The organism is endosymbiont of unidentified scaly snail isolate Monju (assembly GCF_000801295.1).
Classification (GTDB): domain Bacteria; phylum Pseudomonadota; class Gammaproteobacteria; order Chromatiales; family Chromatiaceae; genus MONJU.
The window spans coordinates 1,290,689-1,303,767 of record NZ_AP012978.1; the positions used below are offsets into that span (position 1 = coordinate 1,290,689).

Annotated in this window: 15 protein-coding genes; 1 reads left to right on the plus strand and 14 read right to left on the minus strand. The window is 64.9% G+C overall.

Annotation, left to right across the window (positions count from 1 at the left end; translation table 11 throughout):
* The 13 genes from pdxJ to rpoE form a co-directional block, all read right to left on the minus strand.
* Positions 1 to 738 (minus strand): pyridoxine 5'-phosphate synthase, encoded by a 738-nt coding sequence (gene pdxJ / locus EBS_RS06130; protein ID WP_043107795.1) that lies wholly within the window; start codon positions 736 to 738, stop codon positions 1 to 3.
* Entirely contained in the window at positions 735 to 1,445 is a 711-nt protein-coding gene (gene recO, locus EBS_RS06135; protein WP_231892857.1) for a DNA repair protein RecO, read from the minus strand. The genes pdxJ and recO overlap by 4 nt, the downstream gene beginning before the upstream one ends.
* A gap of 10 nt (positions 1,446 to 1,455) precedes the next feature.
* Positions 1,456 to 2,352: a GTPase Era gene (gene era / locus EBS_RS06140; RefSeq protein WP_171816200.1), complete on the minus strand. Its 897-nt coding sequence runs from the start codon at positions 2,350 to 2,352 to the stop codon at positions 1,456 to 1,458.
* Entirely contained in the window at positions 2,345 to 3,013 is a 669-nt protein-coding gene (rnc, locus tag EBS_RS06145; protein WP_043107797.1) for a ribonuclease III, read from the minus strand. Before rnc ends, era begins: the two co-directional genes overlap by 8 nt.
* A complete protein-coding gene (locus EBS_RS06150) occupies positions 3,010 to 3,393 on the minus strand; it encodes a DUF4845 domain-containing protein (protein WP_043107798.1) in 384 nt (127 codons plus the stop codon). The genes rnc and EBS_RS06150 overlap by 4 nt, the downstream gene beginning before the upstream one ends.
* Positions 3,394 to 3,447: 54 nt before the next feature.
* A complete protein-coding gene (lepB, locus tag EBS_RS06155; protein WP_331711262.1) occupies positions 3,448 to 4,290 on the minus strand; it encodes a signal peptidase I in 843 nt (280 codons plus the stop codon).
* A 28-nt stretch (positions 4,291 to 4,318) separates the two neighbouring features.
* Positions 4,319 to 6,127 (minus strand): translation elongation factor 4, encoded by a 1,809-nt coding sequence (gene lepA, locus EBS_RS06160; RefSeq protein WP_043107799.1) that lies wholly within the window; start codon positions 6,125 to 6,127, stop codon positions 4,319 to 4,321.
* A 106-nt stretch (positions 6,128 to 6,233) separates the two neighbouring features.
* Positions 6,234 to 6,491 (minus strand): glutaredoxin family protein, encoded by a 258-nt coding sequence (locus tag EBS_RS06165; RefSeq protein WP_043107801.1) that lies wholly within the window; start codon positions 6,489 to 6,491, stop codon positions 6,234 to 6,236.
* Positions 6,484 to 7,914: a DegQ family serine endoprotease gene (locus EBS_RS06170; protein ID WP_043107802.1), complete on the minus strand. Its 1,431-nt coding sequence runs from the start codon at positions 7,912 to 7,914 to the stop codon at positions 6,484 to 6,486. The genes EBS_RS06165 and EBS_RS06170 overlap by 8 nt, the downstream gene beginning before the upstream one ends.
* A gap of 50 nt (positions 7,915 to 7,964) precedes the next feature.
* Positions 7,965 to 8,471 (minus strand): SoxR reducing system RseC family protein, encoded by a 507-nt coding sequence (locus EBS_RS06175; RefSeq protein ID WP_052199358.1) that lies wholly within the window; start codon positions 8,469 to 8,471, stop codon positions 7,965 to 7,967.
* Positions 8,468 to 9,406 carry a MucB/RseB C-terminal domain-containing protein gene (locus EBS_RS06180; protein WP_043107803.1) on the minus strand — a complete coding sequence of 313 codons (939 nt, stop codon included), beginning with the start codon at positions 9,404 to 9,406 and terminating at the stop codon, positions 8,468 to 8,470. Before EBS_RS06180 ends, EBS_RS06175 begins: the two co-directional genes overlap by 4 nt.
* Positions 9,407 to 9,521: 115 nt before the next feature.
* Entirely contained in the window at positions 9,522 to 10,193 is a 672-nt protein-coding gene (locus tag EBS_RS06185; protein WP_043107804.1) for a sigma-E factor negative regulatory protein, read from the minus strand.
* A 1-nt stretch (position 10,194) separates the two neighbouring features.
* Positions 10,195 to 10,776: an RNA polymerase sigma factor RpoE gene (gene rpoE, locus EBS_RS06190; RefSeq protein WP_043107805.1), complete on the minus strand. Its 582-nt coding sequence runs from the start codon at positions 10,774 to 10,776 to the stop codon at positions 10,195 to 10,197.
* 235 nt (positions 10,777 to 11,011) lie between these two features.
* Between rpoE and nadB the strand changes: the two genes are divergently transcribed.
* A complete protein-coding gene (nadB, locus tag EBS_RS06195) occupies positions 11,012 to 12,634 on the plus strand; it encodes an L-aspartate oxidase (RefSeq protein WP_043107806.1) in 1,623 nt (540 codons plus the stop codon).
* Here nadB and EBS_RS06200 read toward each other — a convergent pair.
* On the minus strand, positions 12,607 to 13,053 hold the full coding sequence (locus EBS_RS06200; RefSeq protein WP_043107807.1) for a hypothetical protein: 447 nt from the start codon (positions 13,051 to 13,053) through the stop codon (positions 12,607 to 12,609). The genes nadB and EBS_RS06200 overlap by 28 nt on opposite strands.
* Positions 13,054 to 13,079 lie beyond the last annotated feature (26 nt).

The window sequence follows — 13,079 nt, forward strand, 5'->3', positions numbered from 1 at the left end:
TTAACCCGCACCCGCGCCGCCGATCAGGCGCTTCATCTCGCGCACCGCCTCGGCCATGCCGTGAAAGATGGCGCGTGCCACGATGGCGTGGCCGATGTTGAACTCCACCAGTTCAGGGATAGCGGCGACCGCTTGCACATTGTGGTAGTCCAGGCCATGTCCGGCATTCACCTGCAGGCCCAGGCGTTGGCCGTAGAGTGCGGCATGCGCGATGCGCGCCAGCTCGGCCTGCTTGCGCTCGGGATCGCGTTCCTCGGCATAGTGACCGGTATGGATCTCGATCACCGGCACGCCGATCTCGGCGGCGGCCTCGAGCTGGCGCTCGTCGGCGTCGATGAACAACGACACCTTGATGCCTGCCTCGGCCAGTTGCGCACAGTAGTCGCGCAGGGGGTCGATCTGCGAGGCGGCGTCCAGGCCACCTTCGGTAGTCAATTCCTCGCGGCGTTCGGGGACCAGGCAGCAGTACGAGGGCCGCACTTCGCAGGCGATGCGCAGCATCTCTTCGGTGGCTGCCATCTCCAGGTTCATGTGGGTCTGCAACACCTCGGCGAGCAGGTGCACGTCGCAGTCCTGGATGTGCCGCCGATCCTCGCGCAGGTGCAGGGTGATCGAGTCAGCCCCGGCCTGCTCGGCGATGAGGGCAGCCTGGACCGGCTCGGGGTAACGGGTACCCCGGGCCTGGCGGATGGTGGCCACGTGATCGATGTTGACGCCAAGCAGGCGTTTCCGGTTCATGGTGTCTTCCTGGTCGATAGAAACAGTTCGCGGGCGCGCAACCGACGGCCACCCAGCTGGCTGTCGATCGCCCGACGCAACAGCAGCCGGGCCTCACGACGTTGCCGGTCGCTGGTGAACTCTCCACGCGCCAGGGCCAGCAGGGTCTCGCCCTGACAGGTATCGGCAGCCTCGTCGCGTGCCCTCAACGGCCCGGCGTCGAAACGGTAATGATAGCGCCTGTGCGGTTCGATGGCCTGCCCTTCGGCATCGGTCTCCAGTTGCAGGCCCATGCCCAGTTCGTCTAGCAGGCGCATCTCGAAACGCCGCAACGCGGGCTCCAGCCGGCGGTTGTCGTTCCCGGCCTCGGCGAGCCGGTCGATGCAATGGACGTAGGCCGGGAACAGCTCGCTGTGCGGGTCGGCACGCTCGCACAGGGCCAGCACCAGCTCGTTGACATAAAGTCCGCAATACAGCGCACGGCCAACCAGGGTACGGGGACGGTCCGCGGCCTCGCAGTCGGCCAGCACCGGCAGTTCGCCCCGGCCACGCCAGTCCAGCAGCAGCGGCACGAAGGGTTGCAACAGGGCGCGTCGGCCACCCTTGCCACCCAGGGCACCACGCGCCAGAACGCCCATGCGACCGTGATCGCGAGTGATCAGCTCGACGATCAGGCTGGACTCGCGAAAACGGCGGGTGTGCAACACATAGGCCGGTTGCAGGTCCACGGGAAACGCCCTATTCGGAATAACCCAGTTGTTGCAGGGTGGTCTCGTCGCTCGACCAGCTCTTCTTCACCTTGATCCAGACATCCAGGTGTACCCGGGTGTCGAAGAACTCGGCCATGTTGCGGCGTGCCGCGGTGGCCGTCTCCTTCATCGCCTGCCCGCCCTTGCCCAGCAGGATGCCGCGCTGGCTCTCGCGTTCCACCCAGACCACCGCACCGATGACATAGCGACCGGGTTCTTCCTCGAAACGCTCGATCTCCACGGTGACCGCATAGGGCAGCTCCTCGTGATAGCGGCGGATGATCTGCTCACGCAGGATCTCGGCGGCGAAGAAGCGCTCTGGCCGATCGGTGATCTGGTCCTCGGGATAGATAAGATCCCCCTCGGGCAGGTGGGACAACACCAGGCGGTCGAGCGCCTCGACCTGGGTGCCGTCACGTGCCGAGACCGGCACCACCTCGACGAAATCGTGCCGCGCACCCAGTTCGGCCAGGAAGGGCAGCAGTTTCTCGCGTGGCTTGACGGTGTCGATCTTGTTGACCACCGCCAGGCAGGGGCGCCCCGCCTGGCGAATGGCCTTGAGCACCAGCTCGTCTTCCTTGTGCCAGGTCAGCGCCTGTACCACGAACAGTACCAGGTCCACGTCGGTGAGCGCGGAATGGGCCGAGCGGTTGAGATACCGGTTCATCGCCTGGCGGCCACGGTCATGGATCCCCGGGGTGTCCACGTAGACGATCTGGCCCTCGTCACGGGTCTTGATGCCGAGGATGCGGTGCCGGGTGGTCTGCGGCTTGTGCGAGGTGATGGCCATCTTCTGGCCGAGCAGGCGGTTGAGCAAGGTGGACTTGCCCACATTCGGCCGCCCGACCAGGGCCGCGTAGCCGGCGTGCAGCGGGGTTTCAGTCATTCTCGAGCGCCTCCAGAAAAGCGGCTGCCGCGGCCTGCTCGGCCTTGCGGCGGCTGCTGCCCTGCCCCTGGCTGCGGGTATCCAGCCCCTCGACCTGGCAGCTCACGGTGAACTGCTGGCGATGCTGATCGCCGTCGATGCGTTCAACCTCGTAACGTGGCAGCGGCAGGCGACGGGCCTGGAGATGCTCCTGCAGGCGGGTCTTGGCGTCCTTCTGCTGCAATTGCAGGCCGGCCGTCGCCAGGCGTTCCCCCAGCAGGTGGCGCACCAGGGCGCGGGCCGCCTCGATGCCGCCATCGAGGTAGACCGCGGCAATGATCGCCTCCACCGCATCGGCGAGGATGGAATCGCGGTTCTGGCCGCCGCTGCGCAACTCGCCCGGCCCCAGGCGCAGGATGTCACCGAGTTGCAGCTCGCGCGCCACCTCGGCCAGGGTCTCGCGCTTGACCAGGTGAGCCCGCATGCGGCTGAGCTGGCCCTCGTCGGCGGCCTCTTCGTGCTGGTACAGCCAATCGGCGACCTCGAAACCGAGGATGGCATCGCCAAGGAATTCCAGGCGTTCGTTGTGATCGGGACCGGCGCTGCGATGGGTGAGCGCATGCAGCAGTCGTCCCGGGTCGTCGAAGCGGTAGCCGAGGCGTCGTTGCAGCCTGTCGATCATTCGGGGGTGACGACCGATTCGGAGAAGTCCATCACCACCGAGACATTGCCGATCACCGGCTTGCGCACCTCGTACTGGACATCGATGCGGGTCCCGTTCTTGATCTTCTTGATGTGGATATTGTCGCGCGAGAAGTCGTACACGCCGTTGATGCGGAAGCGCTTGAGCAGGCTGTTCTTGAGCTGGCGATGACTCATGTCGCGCGAGCCGCGATCCTGGGCGACATTGGCAAGCACTTCCTTGATCGCAAAGTTCTCGATATAGGTCGGCACCATCTTGACGCCAATCAGGAAGAAGAAGACGGCGATGGCAAGCACCAGCAACCAGGAAATGAAAGTCAGCCCCCGTTGCCGTGCGGGGATCGGGCGGTCGTGGGACATGGCGTTCTCCGATGACAAGGGTTTGGCCGATTCTTTCGCGGTTTCAGACAGGAATCAATGGACCAGGGACCCGATCCGGTCCCAGGCGATGATGCCGGGTCGCTTCCAGTCGAGGCTGAACCAGACCAGGAAGGCCTTGCCGACCAGGTTTTCCTCGGGCACGAAGCCCCAGCAGCGCCCATCGTTGGAGTCGTCGCGGTTGTCACCCATCATCAGGTAATGCCCCTCGGGAACCACGATCTCGCGGTATCCCATGAAGGTACAGGAAGGATTGAAGTCCGGAGCCAGGGGATTGATGAGCACCGAGTGCTTCACGCCCTCGAGGTTCTCGATGGCCTCGACCGAGCCCAGGGCACGGGTACCCGAGCCCACCGGCTGGTAGGGCCCGATCGGCTCGATCGGCTGCGGCTTGCCATTGATGTAGAGCGTCTTGTTGCGGTAGCGGATGTGATCACCTGGCAGGCCGACCAGGCGCTTTATGTAGTCGAACTTCGGATTCATCGGGTAGCGAAACACCACCACGTCACCGCGTTGCGGTTTATTGATCTCCAGCAGCTTGGTCTTGGTCACCGGCATGCGCAGACCATAGGTGAACTTGTTGACCAGGATGAAATCACCCACCAGCAGGGTAGGCATCATCGAGCCCGAGGGGATGCGAAACGGCTCGGCCACGAAGGCACGGAGCAGCAGCACGACCAGGAAGATGGGAAAGAAGGAACGAGCGTACTCGGCATAACCGGGCAGCTCCTCGCGCTTCTGCGGGCCCTTGACCTCGCGGTGGATCAGCCAGACGATGCCGGTGATCGCCGCACCGGCCGCCAGGGCATGCTCGATGCCGAACTGAAAGATGATCCAGACCAGGGTGCCGAAGAAACCGGCGAGTATCAGGTAGTCCACGAAGTCGTCTCCCCAGGCGGCGTCCCGCCTACTTGTTGTCCTTGCCCACGTGCAGCACGGCGAGGAAGGCCTCCTGCGGGATCTCCACCCGGCCCACCTGTTTCATGCGTTTCTTGCCGGCCTTCTGTTTTTCCAGCAGCTTGCGCTTGCGGGTGATGTCGCCGCCGTAGCACTTGGCGGTCACGTTCTTGCGCAGCGCCTTGACCGTGGAGCGCGCGATGATCTTGCTGCCGATCGCTGCCTGGATGGCCACCTCGAACATCTGCCGCGGGATGATCTCCTTCATCTTCTCGGTCAATTCGCGACCGCGCGATTCAGCATGATCGCGATGCACGATCAGCGACAGGGCATCCACACGCTCGCCGTTGATGAGAATGTCGAGTTTCACCAGCTTCGACGGCTGGAAGCGCTTGAACTCGTATTCGAAAGACGCATAGCCCCGGCTCACCGACTTGAGGCGGTCGAAGAAATCGAGCACTACCTCGTTGAGCGGCAGATCGTAGGTGAGCTGCACCTGCCCGCCCAGGTACTGCATGTTCTTCTGTACCCCACGCTTCTCGATACACAGGTTGATGACGTTGCCCAGGTAGTTCTGCGGCACCAGGATGTTGGCCGAGATGATGGGCTCGCGGATCTCGTCGATGCGCGCTGGGTCGGGCAGATCGGCCGGATTGTCGATCAGGATCACGCTGCCGTCGTTGAGCGCCACCTCGTAGATAACGGTCGGGGCGGTGGTGATCAGCTCGAGATCGTATTCACGCTCCAGGCGCTCCTGAACGATCTCCATGTGCAGCATGCCGAGGAAACCGCAGCGGAAACCGAAGCCCAGCGCCTGCGAGGTCTCGGGTTCGAAGTGCAGCGCGGCATCGTTGAGCCTGAGCTTGTGCAGGGCCTCGCGGAAAGCCTCGTAGTCGTCCGAGCTGATCGGATAGAGCCCCGCGAACACCCGCGGGCGCATCTCCTGGAACCCCGGCAGAGGCTCGGCAGCACGGTTGTCGGCCAGGGTGATGGTGTCGCCTACGGGCGCGCCGTCGATCTCCTTGATACCGGCGATCACGAAGCCGACCTCGCCGGTCGAGAGTACCTTGCGCTCCTCGCGCTTGGGTGTGAACACCCCGACCTTCTCGACCTGAAAGGTGCGCCCGATGGACATCACGTGCATCTTGTTCTTGGGCCGGATCTCGCCGTTGACCACGCGGATCAGCGAGATCACGCCCACGTAGGGGTCGAACCAGGAATCGATGATCAGCGCCTGCAGGGGCGCATCCCGGTCACCCTTGGGCGGCGGCACGTGCTCGACCAGCGCCTCGAGCAGGTCCGGGATGCCCTCGCCCGTCTTCGCGCTCACCTTCAGCGCATCGCCTGCCTCGATGCCGATGATCTCCTCGATCTCCTGAATCACCCGCTCCGGCTCGGCCGAGGGCAGATCGATCTTGTTGAGCACCGGCAACACCTCGAGCCCCTGCTCGATGGCGGTGTAACAGTTGGCCACGCTCTGCGCCTCCACGCCCTGCGCGGCGTCCACCACCAGCAGCGCGCCCTCGCAGGCGGCCAGCGAGCGCGAGACCTCGTAGGAAAAGTCCACGTGCCCCGGGGTGTCGATGAAATTGAGCTGGTAGGTCTCGCCGTTGCGCGCGGTGTAGTTCAGCGTGACCGACTGTGCCTTGATGGTGATGCCACGCTCGCGCTCCAGGTCCATCGAGTCGAGCACCTGGGACTCCATTTCGCGCTCCGACAGCCCGCCGCAGATCTGGATGAAGCGGTCGGCGGTGGTCGACTTGCCATGGTCGATGTGCGCGATGATGGAAAAGTTGCGGATGTGACTGAGGTCGGTCATGAAAGACTGCTGTCTGGCTGTTCGGTGGAGGCCTTCGGCCGGACAGAAAAAACGGAACCCCCGGACGGAAATTCCGCGCGCCTGGCGCAGGCCATCGAAGGGCCGATTATAGCGGATTCGCCGGCGCGCCGAAACGCGCGGAAAGCCGCTCGATATCGGCGAAATATTCGCAGATCGTCTCGTCGTTCAGGCACAATACCGGCACCTTCAGACCATAACGTTCCCGCCACTGCGCGTCGCTGTCCACGTCGCGCCAGGACAGGCGCTCGGCCAGGTGTGGCCAGCCGCGAAACAGCAAGGCTGCCATCTCCTCGCAGAGATGGCAGCCTTCGCGGTAATAGAGGACGAGGCTGTCCTCAGTCATTCAGACGGATGGCGACGAACAACGGCTGGCCGTCACGCAGGATCAGTGCCGCCACGGTGCCCTTCGCCTCTTTCACCAGCTTGCGCAGGTGCGCCGCACTCTCGACCTTCTTGCGGTCAAACATGCGGATCACGTCACCGCGCATCAGGCCGGCCTCACGCGCCGGGCCTTCGTCTTCGACCTGGGTGATCAGGGCGCCGCCCACCGGCAGCTTGGCACGCTTGCGCGCCTCGGGCGTCAGGTCCACCACCACAGCGCCCAGACGGCCGATGCGATCGGGATCGACGCGCTGGCCGCCGCCGGCGCTGGCGTTCATGGCCTCTTCCGGCAGCTCGGCGATGCGCACCTTGACCGGCATGCGTTTCCCGTCACGGATGATGGTAAGGGTGGCATCCTTGTCCACCGAGCTGGCACCGACCAGCGGCGGCAGTTCGCCCGAACGCTTGATCGGCGCGCCATTGAACTCGACGATGATGTCACCCGGCTGCAGACCGGCCCTCTCGGCCGGGGTGCCCTGCATGACCTGCGTGACCAGGGCGCCCTGCGGCTGCTTCAGCCCGAAGGATTCGGCCAGGTTGCGATCCACATCCTGGATGAGCACCCCCAGGTAGCCACGCGACACGTGACCGGTCTTGCGCAGCTGCTCGGCCACGTTCATCGCCAGCTCGATGGGGATGGCGAAGGACAGCCCCATGAAACCGCCAGTGCGGCTGTAGATCTGCGAGTTGATGCCTACGACCTCGCCGTCCATGTTGATCAGCGGACCGCCCGAGTTGCCGGGATTGATGGCCACGTCGGTCTGAATGAACGGCACATAGTTCTCGCTCGGCAGGCTGCGCCCCTTGGCCGAGACGATACCGGCGGTCACGCTGTGGTCGAAGCCAAAGGGCGACCCGATGGCCAGCACCCATTCGCCCACCTCCAGCTCGCTCGACTTGCCGATCTTCACCGTAGGCAGGTTGTCAGCCTCGATCTTGATCAGCGCCACGTCACTGGCCTTGTCGCTGCCGATCACCTTGGCGTCGAACACCCGGCGATCGCTCAGGCGCACCTCCACCGTGTCAGCACCGTCGATCACGTGCCGGTTGGTCAGGATGTAGCCGTCTTCCGAGATGATGAACCCCGAACCGAGGGACTGCATGTCCGGCTCCGGCATGGGCATGTTGGGAATGCCCTCGAAGAAACGGCGTAACAGGTCATTGAAGGGGCTGTCTTCCGGCAGGTCCGGGATCTTGAACTGATGCGGGAATCGCGGTTTGCCGGTCGTCTTGGCCTCGCGATGGGTGCTGATGTTGACCACCGCCGGGCTGTTCTCGCGCGTCAGATCGGTAAAGTCCGGCAGCTTGCCGGCGAACGCCTGGCCGAGCGCCATCCAGCCGACCAGCAACACCCCGATCGAAAGAATGCGAATCGTCTTCGACATGATGCTTTTCCTTGTTTGTTCGTTGATATCGTTGTGCGGCAGGGAGTGGATCAGGCATGCAGACCAAGGTCCCTGATCGCCACGGTCTGCACACCGGGCTCGACCCGCAGGATACGCACCGAGTGTGCGAGGCGGGCAGTGGCGCAATGGCTGCGCCAGCGGACCCAGAAGATTGCCGCCGTCAAGCCGAATAGACCGCCGAAGATGGCCGCGAGTTCCGAGCCGCCCCCTGCCGTATCACCGGCACTCGACAGGTCCCCGAGAATGGCCCCACCCAGCAGCCCCAGCAACGGCACGGCATACAGCAGCAAGGTGTTGCGTTGCAGGTAATCCTCGTCGATCCCCAGCACCACCCGTTGGCCAGGCAGGGGACGACGGGCCAGGTGATCGATCGGCAGGCGCAGCGGTTGCCGTGCACGGGTGGGAAAGAGTTTCGCCAGCAGGCCAGTCCCGCAGGTGCTGTTCGCCTGGCAGCTCCCGCAGGCCGACTGGCCCTCGGTGTGCAAGAGAGCGATATCTCCCTCGATGGCGACCACACGGGCGTGCTGCTCGATCATCTCGGTTCCGGCGTGTTCGCAATCTGACGCAAGGTAGCGCGTGGCACCTCGCCAACGGCCACCAGCTGGTAGCCATCCCGGACCATGCCAAAGGCCTCGGTGGCGCCGATGCGCGAGAAGCCGTTGAGCACCGGCTCCTTGTCGTGACTGGGTTCAATATAGAGCGATACCGAGGCCAGGCCATCGGTGAAGACATAGTGCTGCGCGCCCTCGCCCACGCTGCCCTGGGTGATCAGGCGGAAACCAGCCGGCAGGCCACGGAACTGCCAGTCGACCAGCGGCGCGGCCTCGGCAGCCTCTCCAGCCCTGGGCGGCATGCGGGTCAACTCCAGGGCCGAGATGCCCATCTCGATGGGGGTGACGTGACGGCCGGTCTTGAGATCGACAAACAGGGTCTGCGAACGCACGCAGCCATCGCGTTCGAGCATCACCGAGCGCAACGGCAGTGCCGTGGCCTCATCGAGGTCGATGCGATAACCGAAACGCAGATGGTCGCGCGGGCGAATCTCGAGACGCCGTGCCTGCCGTCCGGCAGCGCGCACCGGGCCGAGCAAGACGAATTCGTAGAATTTGCGCAGGTGTGCAAAGTCGGGCGCATTGCGGTCCAGGATGCCGGCACGGTTGCCGACCACACTGATGTGCCGACTGCGCGGTTCCAGGCAGGCAACGCCCTGCTGTCCACGGATCACCTGCTTGGGCTCGCCGTCCAGCGCCACCAGGCGCTCCAGCTCGTGGCCGTCACGCACGCGGTGGACCACGTACATGCCATCGAGTTGTTCACCGACCTGGTAGACGAAACGTCCCTCGTAATCGGTACCGTGCACTGCCTGGCGCATGCGTGCGAACCAGTCAGCGGCATCGTCGGCTTCCCCGGCCACCGAGAGCGGCGGCAATGCCAACGCCAACAACAGGACCGGCAGCAGCAGGGAACGCATACCGAGACAACCACAAGCCCTTGCCAAGGGCCTGCCATTGCCTGCGGGCCGCGCCTTGATCCGGAACAGGCAGAGCGCTCTGAGCGTTGCTTTACCTATGGTTGTCTCAGTAAGTTCAGGGACGATCATGCTGATTGCTGACGAAACTCAGGTGCGCACTGGGCTGCTGGGCCGCGATCTGGCCGGCCACCTCGTTGTGCTGCAACAGGTAGCGCACCAGTTTCTCGCGCATTGCCGGCTTGAGCGTCTTCCAGTGTCCCGCCATCACCGGCTGGGTGGCGGCGCGCTCTGCGGCCAGGGGCCGACGATACACCGGCAGGGTCTGCAGGGATACGGTGCGGAAACCGTCGGCCGGCACGCTCAGGTGCGGCGCGAAGGCAAAGGTCTGGGTCTCGGGCAGGAGGGGCGCCGACTCCTGTATGCCGATCATCTGTGGCGCCACCGCGACCGCCAGCACCGCCACACCGGCCGCCAGGGCCGCACCCAGGGCCAGCCGCGGCACACGCAAGGCATCACGCCATTGACGGGGTGCCAGGATGGCGGGCTCATCATTCAGGGCCTGGCTCACGCGCTCGGCGATGCCGCTGGCATCGACCCGCGAATAACCGTCGCCGGCAATGTGCGCCGCGACCTGGGCATAGCGTTCGTAACGCTGGCGCGCGCCGCGATCGCCAGCCAGTTCCGCGGCCATGCGTTCCATCTCGCGCGCCGACAACTCGCCGTCGAGAAAGGCGGAAAGCCGTTCTCCGTAACGCTCGTCTCCAGCCAGATCCCGTTTCGTGTTCATGTCATGCACCCAACAGAGGTTTGATCTTCTTGTCTATCGCCTCACGCGCGCGGAAGATCCGCGAACGCACTGTACCGATGGGGCAGTCCATTGCCTGGGCGATCTCTTCATAGCTCAGACCCTCGAGCTCGCGCAAGGTGATCGCCATTCGCAGTTCCTCGGGCAGATCGTCCACCGCCTGCTTGATGGCGCGGGCGATCTCGTCCTGCAAGGCCAGTCGCTCGGGGGTGTCAAACTCCTTGAGCCGCCCCCCTATATCGGTCTGTTCCGCCGTCTGCGCCTCGATGTCGTCCTGTGGTGGCCGACGTGCCTGCGCCGCCAGGTGGTTCTTGGCGGTATTGATCGCCACCCGATACAGCCAGGTATAGAAGGCGCTGTCACCACGAAACTTCGGCAAGGCCCGGTAGGCCTTGATGAAGGCCTCCTGGGTCACGTCCAGCACCTCGGACGGGTCCCGGATGTAGCGACTGATCAGGTTGGCCACCTTCTGCTGGTACTTCAGGACGAGCAGGTCGAAAGCCTTCTTGTCACCCTTCTGCACCCGCTCGACCAGGACCTGGTCGGCATCCCTGTCGGAAGTCATCGCGGACGCTCCCCGGCCGCCGGCACTACCCTTCTTGCCCTATGGACAGACGACGGACGCACAAGTTCAGGCCGGCGGGCAACCAGGCGCGAAAAGTTCCAGTTCGATGTTCCGATCCTGCACATGGGCGCATGATACTGTTTCCCCAGCCCGGGGGGCGAACCGGCTGGCGGATGCACACTGTCCTCCCGCCCGATAAACTCCCCTTCAGACCGAATTTACCGGGACCAACCGCATGACCGACACCCTACCGACCACGGACGTCCTGATCATCGGCAGCGGCGCCGCCGGCCTCAGCCTGGCGCTGCGCCTGCCCGAGCAGGTGCGCTGTACCGTGGTCTCCAAGCGCGAACTCGTCGAAGGCAATACCCTGTACGCCCAGGGCGGCATCTCGGCGGTGCTGGACTCATCCGACTCCCTGGAATCGCATGTGCGCGACACCCTCAAGGCCGGTGGCGGCCTGTGCCAGGAAGACGTGGTGCGTACCGTGGTCAAACGTGGCCCGGCGGCCATCCGCTGGCTGGCCGAGCAAGGGGTAGCCTTCACCCAGGAACCACCAACCGGCGATTCCGAGTTCCATCTCACCCGCGAGGGCGGTCATAGCCACCGCCGCGTGGTACACGCCGCCGACGCCACCGGCCGCGCGGTGGAGACCACGCTGGTCGAACAGGTGCGGCAACGGTCCAACGTGACGATCCTCGAGCATCACATCGCGGTCGACGTCACCCGGGTGCGCGAGCGCGGCCGCGAGCCCCGCTGCACGGGTGCCTATCTGCTCGACCTGCAACGTGACCGGGTGGTGGCCGCGCCGGCGCGCACCGTGGTACTGGCCACCGGCGGGGCAGCCAAGGTCTATCTCTATACCAGCAATCCCGATGTGGCGACTGGCGACGGCATCGCCATGGCCTGGCGCGCCGGCTGCCGTATAGTCAACATGGAATTCATCCAGTTCCACCCGACCTGTCTCTACCACCCGCAGGCCAAGTCCTTTCTCATCAGCGAGGCCGTGCGCGGTGAAGGTGGCCGCCTGCTGTTGCCCGACGGCACGCGCTTCATGCCGCGCTTCGACGAGCGCGCCGAGCTGGCTCCACGCGACATCGTGGCGCGCGCCATCGACCACGAAATGAAACGCCTGGGCACCGACTGCGTCTATCTCGACATCAGTCACAAGCCGGCGGCCTTCGTCGAGGAACATTTCCCCACCATCCATGCCCGCTGCCTGGAACTGGGTTTCGACATGCGCAAGGAACCGCTACCGGTGGTCCCCGCGGCACACTACACCTGCGGCGGGGTGCGCGTGGACACCCATGGCGAGACCGACATCCCCGGCCTGTTCGCCATCGGCGAGACCGCCTATACCGGCCTGCACGGGGCCAACCGCATGGCCAGCAACTCCTTGCTCGAGTGCCTGGTGTATGGCGAACTGGCGCTCGAACGCATCCTGCAACGCCTGGACGAGGCCGACGATGCACCTCGGGTGCCCGCCTGGGACGAAAGCCGGGTCACCGATTCCGACGAGGAGGTGGTGGTGTCGCACAACTGGGAGGAACTGCGCCGCTTCATGTGGGACTACGTCGGCATCGTGCGCAGCAACAAGCGCCTGGCCCGTGCGCGGCGACGGGTGGACCTGCTGCGCCACGAGATCGACGAGTATTACGGCAACTTCCGGGTCTCCAACGACCTGCTGGAGCTGCGTAACCTGGTCGAGGTCGCCGATCTGATCGTGCAGTCGGCGCTGCGCCGCCGCGAGAGCCGCGGTCTGCACTACAACATCGACTTCCCCGAGACCGATCCCAACCAGGCACACCCCACGGTGCTGATACCGGACAACTATGTTCCCCGAAGCTCGGTAGACTGAGTCTCGCCGGATTCCACCGGCAACCCCGCGAGCAACAGCCGGCGCAGGGCACGATGATCTTCGGGATCGGTACTGTCGGCCGGCACGACCAGCCGCACCGGGCCAACCGGCGTCATCAACTCGCCACTGGCCAGCCATGCCGACACCCAGCCGCGACGCAGGCCGGTGATCGGGACGGGCTCTCCGCTGCCCCGGTGCAGGCGCCAGCCTTCCTTCACCTGCCAGAGTTGCACTTCGGGACCGCCCAGGCCCGGCGTGTTGCGCCACCACCAGAACAGCGCCAGACTCCAGGCCAGGCCAATGAACAGGCGTGCCTCGATACGGGTGCTGGCCAACAGGGCGGGCACCAGGGCAGCGACAACGAACACCACGCGGCGCCCCTGCCGCGACGGCCCGATATGAATCTGAAGGGTCTGCATGTCACGCCTCCGTGCGTATCTGCAAT

Excerpts from the sequence above, each read along its gene's own strand:
- pdxJ (WP_043107795.1), bottom strand. The coding sequence starts at position 738 with ATGAACCGGAAACGCCTGCTTGGCGTCAACATCGATCACGTGGCCACC.
- era (WP_171816200.1), bottom strand. The coding sequence starts at position 2,352 with ATGACTGAAACCCCGCTGCACGCCGGCTACGCGGCCCTGGTCGGGCGG.
- rnc (WP_043107797.1), bottom strand. The coding sequence starts at position 3,013 with ATGATCGACAGGCTGCAACGACGCCTCGGCTACCGCTTCGACGACCCG.
- EBS_RS06150 (WP_043107798.1), bottom strand. The coding sequence starts at position 3,393 with ATGTCCCACGACCGCCCGATCCCCGCACGGCAACGGGGGCTGACTTTC.
- lepA (WP_043107799.1), bottom strand. The coding sequence starts at position 6,127 with ATGACCGACCTCAGTCACATCCGCAACTTTTCCATCATCGCGCACATC.
- EBS_RS06165 (WP_043107801.1), bottom strand. The coding sequence starts at position 6,491 with ATGACTGAGGACAGCCTCGTCCTCTATTACCGCGAAGGCTGCCATCTC.
- EBS_RS06170 (WP_043107802.1), bottom strand. The coding sequence starts at position 7,914 with ATGTCGAAGACGATTCGCATTCTTTCGATCGGGGTGTTGCTGGTCGGC.
- EBS_RS06175 (WP_052199358.1), bottom strand. The coding sequence starts at position 8,471 with ATGATCGAGCAGCACGCCCGTGTGGTCGCCATCGAGGGAGATATCGCT.
- EBS_RS06180 (WP_043107803.1), bottom strand. The coding sequence starts at position 9,406 with ATGCGTTCCCTGCTGCTGCCGGTCCTGTTGTTGGCGTTGGCATTGCCG.
- EBS_RS06185 (WP_043107804.1), bottom strand. The coding sequence starts at position 10,193 with ATGAACACGAAACGGGATCTGGCTGGAGACGAGCGTTACGGAGAACGG.
- rpoE (WP_043107805.1), bottom strand. The coding sequence starts at position 10,776 with ATGACTTCCGACAGGGATGCCGACCAGGTCCTGGTCGAGCGGGTGCAG.
- nadB (WP_043107806.1), top strand. The coding sequence starts at position 11,012 with ATGACCGACACCCTACCGACCACGGACGTCCTGATCATCGGCAGCGGC.
- EBS_RS06200 (WP_043107807.1), bottom strand. The coding sequence starts at position 13,053 with ATGCAGACCCTTCAGATTCATATCGGGCCGTCGCGGCAGGGGCGCCGC.